Below are 6,171 nucleotides of genomic sequence, written 5' to 3'. Positions count from 1 at the left end.
GGCGGAGGCGGTGAAGAAGGCGGGGGAGAGCTGAATCGTTTTCTCCGTCATTGCCGAGACCGCCGCCCAAGAATTCGATGTCGTCCCGGCGAAGGCCGGGACCCATAACCACAGGAAGTAGTTGTTGTCACGACTCGGAGTGACTACTTCCTCGACAACATGACCCTGTGGTTATGGGTCCCGGATCTGCGCGCGCTTTGGGCGCGCTTGTCCGGGACGACAATGGAGATTGAGACGTGCTGAGCGCCTCGACCTCACATCAGCAAATCAATCAAATGCGGGATCAGCGGAATGTCCGCGGGCGGCATCGGGTAGTCGCGCAGCTTGTTGGCACGGACCCAGGCGAGAGTCTGGCCCTCGCGCGGCGTGACCATCCCCTCCCAGCGCCGGCAGATATAGAGCGGCATCAACAGGTGGAAGGTCTCGTAGCCGTAACTCGCGAAGGTCAGCGGCGCCAGGCACGGCTCGGCGACGGTTATGCCGAGCTCTTCATGCAGCTCGCGGATCAGGCTCTGCTCCGGCCGCTCGCCGGGCTCAAGCTTGCCACCGGGAAATTCCCAGAGGCCGGCCAGCGACTTGCCTTCGGGGCGCTGTGCGATCAGGACGCGCTTGTCGGCGTCGACAAGCGCGCAGGCCACCACCAGTGTGAGCTTGAGAGTGGTCATGGAGACTATGACCTGTAATCCCCGTTGATCGCGACATACTCCTTGGTGAGGTCGCAGGTCATGACGCGGTCGCGACCCTTGCCGAGGCCGAGCGAGACCTTGATCGCGATCTCCGGCGCCTTCATCGCCTCCGACACCTGCGCTTCGTCGTAGTCAGGATCGCGTGCACCGCTCTTGGCGACGCGGATGCCGTTGAAGGAGATCGAGAGCTTGTCGCGATCGGCCGGCTCGCCGGCCTTGCCGACGGCCATCACCACGCGGCCCCAGTTGGCGTCCTCGCCGGCGATCGCGGTCTTCACCAGCGGCGAGTTCGCAATCGACATCGCGATCTTGCGCGCCGACGCCTTGGTCTTGGCGCCTTCGACCGTGATCTCGACCAGCTTGCGCGCGCCTTCGCCGTCGCGGGCAACCTGCTCGGCGAGGTTGGCGAGCACCTGGTTGAAGGCCTTGACGAAGGCCTTCAGTCTGGGATCGCTGGCGCGGCTGATTTTGGGCGCGCCGTGCTCGGCGGCAGCGCCCGTCGCGAAGGCCAGCAGCGTGTCCGAGGTCGAGGTGTCGCCGTCGATCGTCACCGCGTTGAAGGTGTCCTCGACGCCGCTCTTGAGCAGCGCCTGCAGCGCGGCCGGCGCGATCGGCGCGTCGGTGAAGATGAACGACAGCATCGTCGCCATGTCGGGCGCGATCATGCCGGCGCCCTTGGCCATGCCGTTGATGGTGACCTTGGCCTTGCCGAGCTTGACGGTCGCGGTCGCGACCTTGGGGAAGGTGTCGGTGGTCATGATCGCCTTGGCCGCGGCGAGATAGTCGCCGGGCTCGGCGGTCTCGGCCAGCCGGCCCAAAACGCCATCGAACTTGGTCGCGTCCAGCGGCTCGCCGATCACGCCGGTCGAGGCCAGGAAGATCTCGCTCTCGCTGCACCCGACGGCCTTGGCCGCGATCTTGGCGGTCAGCGCGGTGGAGCTGCGCCCGGTCTTGCCGGTGAAGGCGTTGGCATTGCCGGAATTGACGACCAGGGCGCGCGCCTTGCCGCCCTTCAGCTTGGCGCGGCACCATTCCACCGGCGCGGACGGGCATTTCGACCTGGTGAAGACCCCCGCCACCGCGGTGCCCTTGTCCATCACCGCCAGCAGCACGTCGGTGCGGTTCTTGTAGCGGATGCCGGCCTCGGCCGTCGCAAGGCGGACGCCCGCGATCACGGGCATGTCGGGAACGTGTTTCGGGGCGAGGGGAGAGACGGAGGAGGACATCGCGGGGCGCCTTGGTGAGGTCTGGATATGCAGATGGCCGGGCATTTGCCCGGCCATTGCGACGTTAGATACTATTGGCGTCCGTGAAGTGACAGCGAATTCTTACTTCTTCGCAGGGGGCGCCATCTTGCTGTCGGAGGGCTTCGCCGCGTCGGCCGGCTTGGCGTCCGCAGCCGGCTGGTCCAGCCGCTCGACCTTGGCTTCCGTGCGCAGCTTGGCGACGTAGTCGGCCTGGGCCTTGCGGGTGACGTACTGCTCGATCTGGGCCTTGACCTGCTCGAAGTCCGGCGCCTTGCGGCTGCGCTTTTCCTCGACCTTGATGATGTGCCAGCCGAACTGCGACTTCACGGGGTCGGAGATCTTGCCCGGCTCCAGCGCGAAGGCCACCGTCGAGAATTCCGGCACCATCTGCTCCTTGGTGAAGAAGCCGAGGTCGCCGCCGTCGGCGGAGCCCGGATCCTTCGACTTCTTCTTGGCGAGCTCGGCGAAATCGGCGCCCTTGTCGAGCTCGGCCTTCACCGCCTTGGCCTCGTCCTCGGTCTCGACCAGGATGTGGCGGGCGCGCACCTCCTGCTCGCCGGTGATCTGCTTGGAGGCCTCCTCGTAGACCTTCTTCATGGCGTCGGGGGTGGTGGCGGCCTTGCCCTCGTTGGCGAGCAGGCTGTCCATCAGGAGGCGGTTGCGGGCGAACGCCAGGCGCTTCTTGAACTCCTCGCCGTCGGCGACCTTCTTGTCTTCGGCAGCCTTGCTGACGATTTTCATGTCGATCAGGAAGGACAGGACGTTCTCGTCCTTGGTCGCCGGGTCCATCTGGGCAAGGCTCGGCCCGAGTTCCTCCTCGGCCATGGCCACGTCGCTCTTCTTGATTTCCGCGCCATTGACCTTCGCCAGGACCGGATCGTCGGCAGCCCGGCCGGGACCCGCGATCAGCGCCAGCGCAAGGCAGCCCACGAGGGCAGTGGCAAGCCCGAAGCGCAGGCCGGTTTTGGTTACCGGGAACGAGGTGGTCATGGAAAATCCTTATGTTGAAGCAGGGGGCTGCTCGAGCGGGGCGGACACTCGCCCAATTCAGGGGGGCTTGGCAACGCGAAAAGTCTGTCAAAATGATGAATTAGCCGCAATGCGCCCGCCGTTGACAAGGCCCTGACCGGGCCATATCTCTGCCCGGTCGCGACCATGGCGATGGCGTTTATTTTGCTGCGTTTTTGGCCGTTGAACCCAGACTTGCCCAATTCCCACCCATATGGCGGATGAACCCCGCAGTCCGGGCTCTGGCGCCATCAGGCGTCACGGTGAGTTGATAGGCAGTCGGGTGACAACTTCTTGGCTGCAACGCGGTTAAATCGCGAACACAGGAACTAGGCATGATCGGCGCGCTCGCCCGCAAGTTTTTCGGCTCCGCCAACGACCGGCGGGTGAAGGGATATCAGTCCCGCGTCAACGCGATCAACGCGCTGGAGCCCGAGCTCATCAAGCTCTCCGACGAGGAGCTCAAGGCCCGCACCGCGGACTTCAAGAAGCAGCTCGCCGAGGGCAAGACCTTGGACGACCTGCTGGTGCCCGCCTTCGCCACCGTGCGTGAGGCCGCCAAGCGCACGCTCGGCCAGCGCCATTTCGACGTCCAGCTGATCGGCGGCATGGTGCTGCACGAGGGCGATATCGCCGAGATGAAGACCGGCGAAGGCAAGACGCTGGTGGCGACGCTGGCGGTCTATCTCAACGCGCTCGCCGGCAAGGGCATCCACGTCGTCACGGTCAACGACTATCTCGCCCGCCGCGACTCCGGCTGGATGGGCCAGATCTACAGCTTCCTCGGCATGACCACCGGCGTGATCGTCCATGGTCTCGACGATGCCGAGCGCAAGGCGGCCTATGCCTGCGACATCACCTACGGCACCAACAACGAATACGGCTTCGACTATCTGCGCGACAACATGAAGTACCGGCTCGAGGACATGGTCCAGCGACCGCACTTCTACGCGATCGTCGACGAAGTCGACTCCATCCTGATCGACGAGGCGCGCACGCCGCTGATCATCTCCGGTCCGCTCGACGACCGCTCCGACTTCTACAACACCATCGATGGGTTCCTGCCCAAGCTCGACAAGACCGACTACGACGTCGACGAGAAGCAGCGCACGGTGACGCTGACCGAAGCCGGCATGGAGAAGATCGAGACGCTGCTGCGCGATGCCGGCCAGCTCAAGGGCGAGTCGCTCTACGACGTCGAGAACGTCTCCGTCGTGCATCACATCAACCAGGCGCTGCGCGCCCACACGCTGTTCACTCGCGACAAGGACTACATCGTCCGCGACGACGAGGTCGTCATCATCGACGAGTTCACCGGCCGCATGATGGCCGGCCGGCGCTATTCGGAAGGCCTGCATCAGGCGTTGGAAGCCAAGGAGCACGTCCAGGTTCAGCCCGAGAACCAGACGCTGGCCTCGATCACGTTCCAGAATTACTTCCGCATGTACGAGAAGCTTGCGGGCATGACCGGTACGGCGTTGACCGAAGCCGACGAACTCTTCGACATCTACAAGCTCGAAGTCGTCGAGATCCCGACCAACGTGCCGGTCGGCCGCCTGGATGAGGACGACGAGGTCTATCGCACCCACCAGGAAAAATATTCTGCCATCCTCGCCGAGATCGAGCGCGCCAATTCGCGGCTGCAGCCGGTGCTTGTCGGTACGGCGTCGATCGAGAAGTCGGAAGTGCTCGCCGAGTTCCTCAAGAAGAACGGCTACAAGCAGATCGATTTCGGTAAGGAGAACGCGCTCGACAAGCTTTACGCAGCGGCCCGCGCGGGCAAGCCGGCAAAGCTGTTTGCGGTGCTGAACGCGCGCTTCCACGAGCAGGAAGCCTATATCGTCGCCGAAGCCGGCGTGCCCGGCGCGATCACGATCGCGACCAACATGGCCGGCCGCGGCACCGACATCAAGCTCGGCGGCTCGCTCGATATGCGCATCCCGAAGGAGACCGCGGGCATCGAGGACGAGGCCGAGAAGGCCAGGAAGATCGAGCAGATCAAGGCCGACGTCGAGCGCTTCCGCGAGATCGTGCTGAAGGCGGAAGAGGTCGTCGAGATCGAGCCGGCGAAGGGCTCAAAGCCGGCCAAGACCGTGACGAAGCCGGGTGGCCTCTACATCATGGGCTCCGAGCGTCACGAATCCCGCCGCATCGACAACCAGCTGCGCGGCCGTTCCGGCCGTCAGGGCGACCCCGGCCGCTCAAAGTTCTTCCTGTCGCTGGAAGACGATCTGATGCGCATCTTCGGCTCGGATCGCCTCGACAGCATGCTCCAGCGTCTCGGCCTGCAAGAGGGCGAGGCCATCATCCATCCCTGGATCAACAAGGCCCTGGAGAAGGCGCAGCAGAAGGTCGAGGCCCGCAACTTCGACATCCGCAAGAACCTGCTCAAGTTCGACAACGTCCAGAACGACCAGCGCAAGGTCATCTTCGACCAGCGCGTCGACCTGATGAAGGATGACAGCGTCGCCGAGACCGTCACCGACATGCGCCATGCCTTCATCGACGACCTCGTCGCCAAGCACGTGCCCGAGCATGCCTATGCCGAGCAGTGGGACGTCGCCGGCCTGAAGGAAGAGCTCAAGCGCGTGCTCGATCTCGACCTGCCGGTCGATGAATGGGCCAAGGAAGAGGGCATCGCCGACGAGGAGCTGCTCAACCGCATCGAGACCCGCGCCGACGAGCACATGGCCGCCAAGGTCGCGCAATGGGGCCCCGACGTGATGCGTTACGTCGAGAAGACCATCTTGCTCCAGACGCTCGACCATCTCTGGCGCGAGCACCTGATCATGCTGGACCATCTGCGCCAGGTCATCGGCTTGCGTGGCTACGGCCAGCGCGATCCGCTCCAGGAGTACAAGACCGAGGCCTTCAATCTCTTCCAGGAGATGAGCGCGCACCTGCGCGAGGCCGTCACGGCGCAACTGATGCGCGTCGAGATCGTCCCGCCGGAGCAGGAAGCCCCGGTGCTGCCGCCGATGGAGGCGCACAAGTTCGACCCCAACACCGGCGAGGACGAGATGGCGCTCGCCAGCGTCACGCTCGGCGCACCGGCCTCCGACGCCGCCCAGCGCGATCCGAAGAACCCGGCCTCCTGGGGCAAGATCGGCCGCAACGAGGACTGCCCGTGCGGCTCGGGCAAGAAGTACAAGCACTGCCACGGGCGGTATGCGTAAGGCCTGAATGTACTTGTGAGGCGCAACACCGGCGCCTCAATCTCCACTGTCGTC

Annotated in this window: 4 protein-coding genes; 1 reads left to right on the top strand and 3 read right to left on the bottom strand. The window is 64.5% G+C overall.

The features are described 5' to 3' along the window. Nucleotides 1-254 precede the first annotated feature (254 nt). The 3 genes from AC1D00_RS22235 to AC1D00_RS22225 form a co-directional block, all read right to left on the bottom strand. On the bottom strand, nt 255-665 hold the full coding sequence (locus AC1D00_RS22235; protein WP_271576844.1) for a (deoxy)nucleoside triphosphate pyrophosphohydrolase: 411 nt from the start codon (nt 663-665) through the stop codon (nt 255-257). A gap of 5 nt (nt 666-670) precedes the next feature. After that, a complete protein-coding gene (gene argJ / locus AC1D00_RS22230; protein WP_135174911.1) occupies nt 671-1,912 on the bottom strand; it encodes a bifunctional glutamate N-acetyltransferase/amino-acid acetyltransferase ArgJ in 1,242 nt (413 codons plus the stop codon). 102 nt (nt 1,913-2,014) lie between these two features. Beyond that, a complete protein-coding gene (locus tag AC1D00_RS22225) occupies nt 2,015-2,923 on the bottom strand; it encodes a peptidylprolyl isomerase (protein WP_135174910.1) in 909 nt (302 codons plus the stop codon). A gap of 353 nt (nt 2,924-3,276) precedes the next feature. On the opposite strand from AC1D00_RS22225, the gene secA reads away from it, so the two are divergent. Then, complete coding sequence (secA, locus tag AC1D00_RS22220; RefSeq protein ID WP_135174909.1) at nt 3,277-6,117, top strand: preprotein translocase subunit SecA; 2,841 nt, start codon at nt 3,277-3,279, stop codon at nt 6,115-6,117. The last annotated feature ends 54 nt before the right edge of the window (nt 6,118-6,171 follow it).

The organism is Bradyrhizobium sp. P2_E8 (assembly GCF_056403875.1).
Note: the sequence above shows the minus strand (reverse complement) of the source record. Positions and strands in the feature narration are given on the sequence as shown.

Excerpts from the sequence above, each read along its gene's own strand:
- secA (WP_135174909.1), top strand. The coding sequence starts at position 3,277 with ATGATCGGCGCGCTCGCCCGCAAGTTTTTCGGCTCCGCCAACGACCGG.
- argJ (WP_135174911.1), bottom strand. The coding sequence starts at position 1,912 with ATGTCCTCCTCCGTCTCTCCCCTCGCCCCGAAACACGTTCCCGACATG.
- AC1D00_RS22235 (WP_271576844.1), bottom strand. The coding sequence starts at position 665 with ATGACCACTCTCAAGCTCACACTGGTGGTGGCCTGCGCGCTTGTCGAC.
- AC1D00_RS22225 (WP_135174910.1), bottom strand. The coding sequence starts at position 2,923 with ATGACCACCTCGTTCCCGGTAACCAAAACCGGCCTGCGCTTCGGGCTT.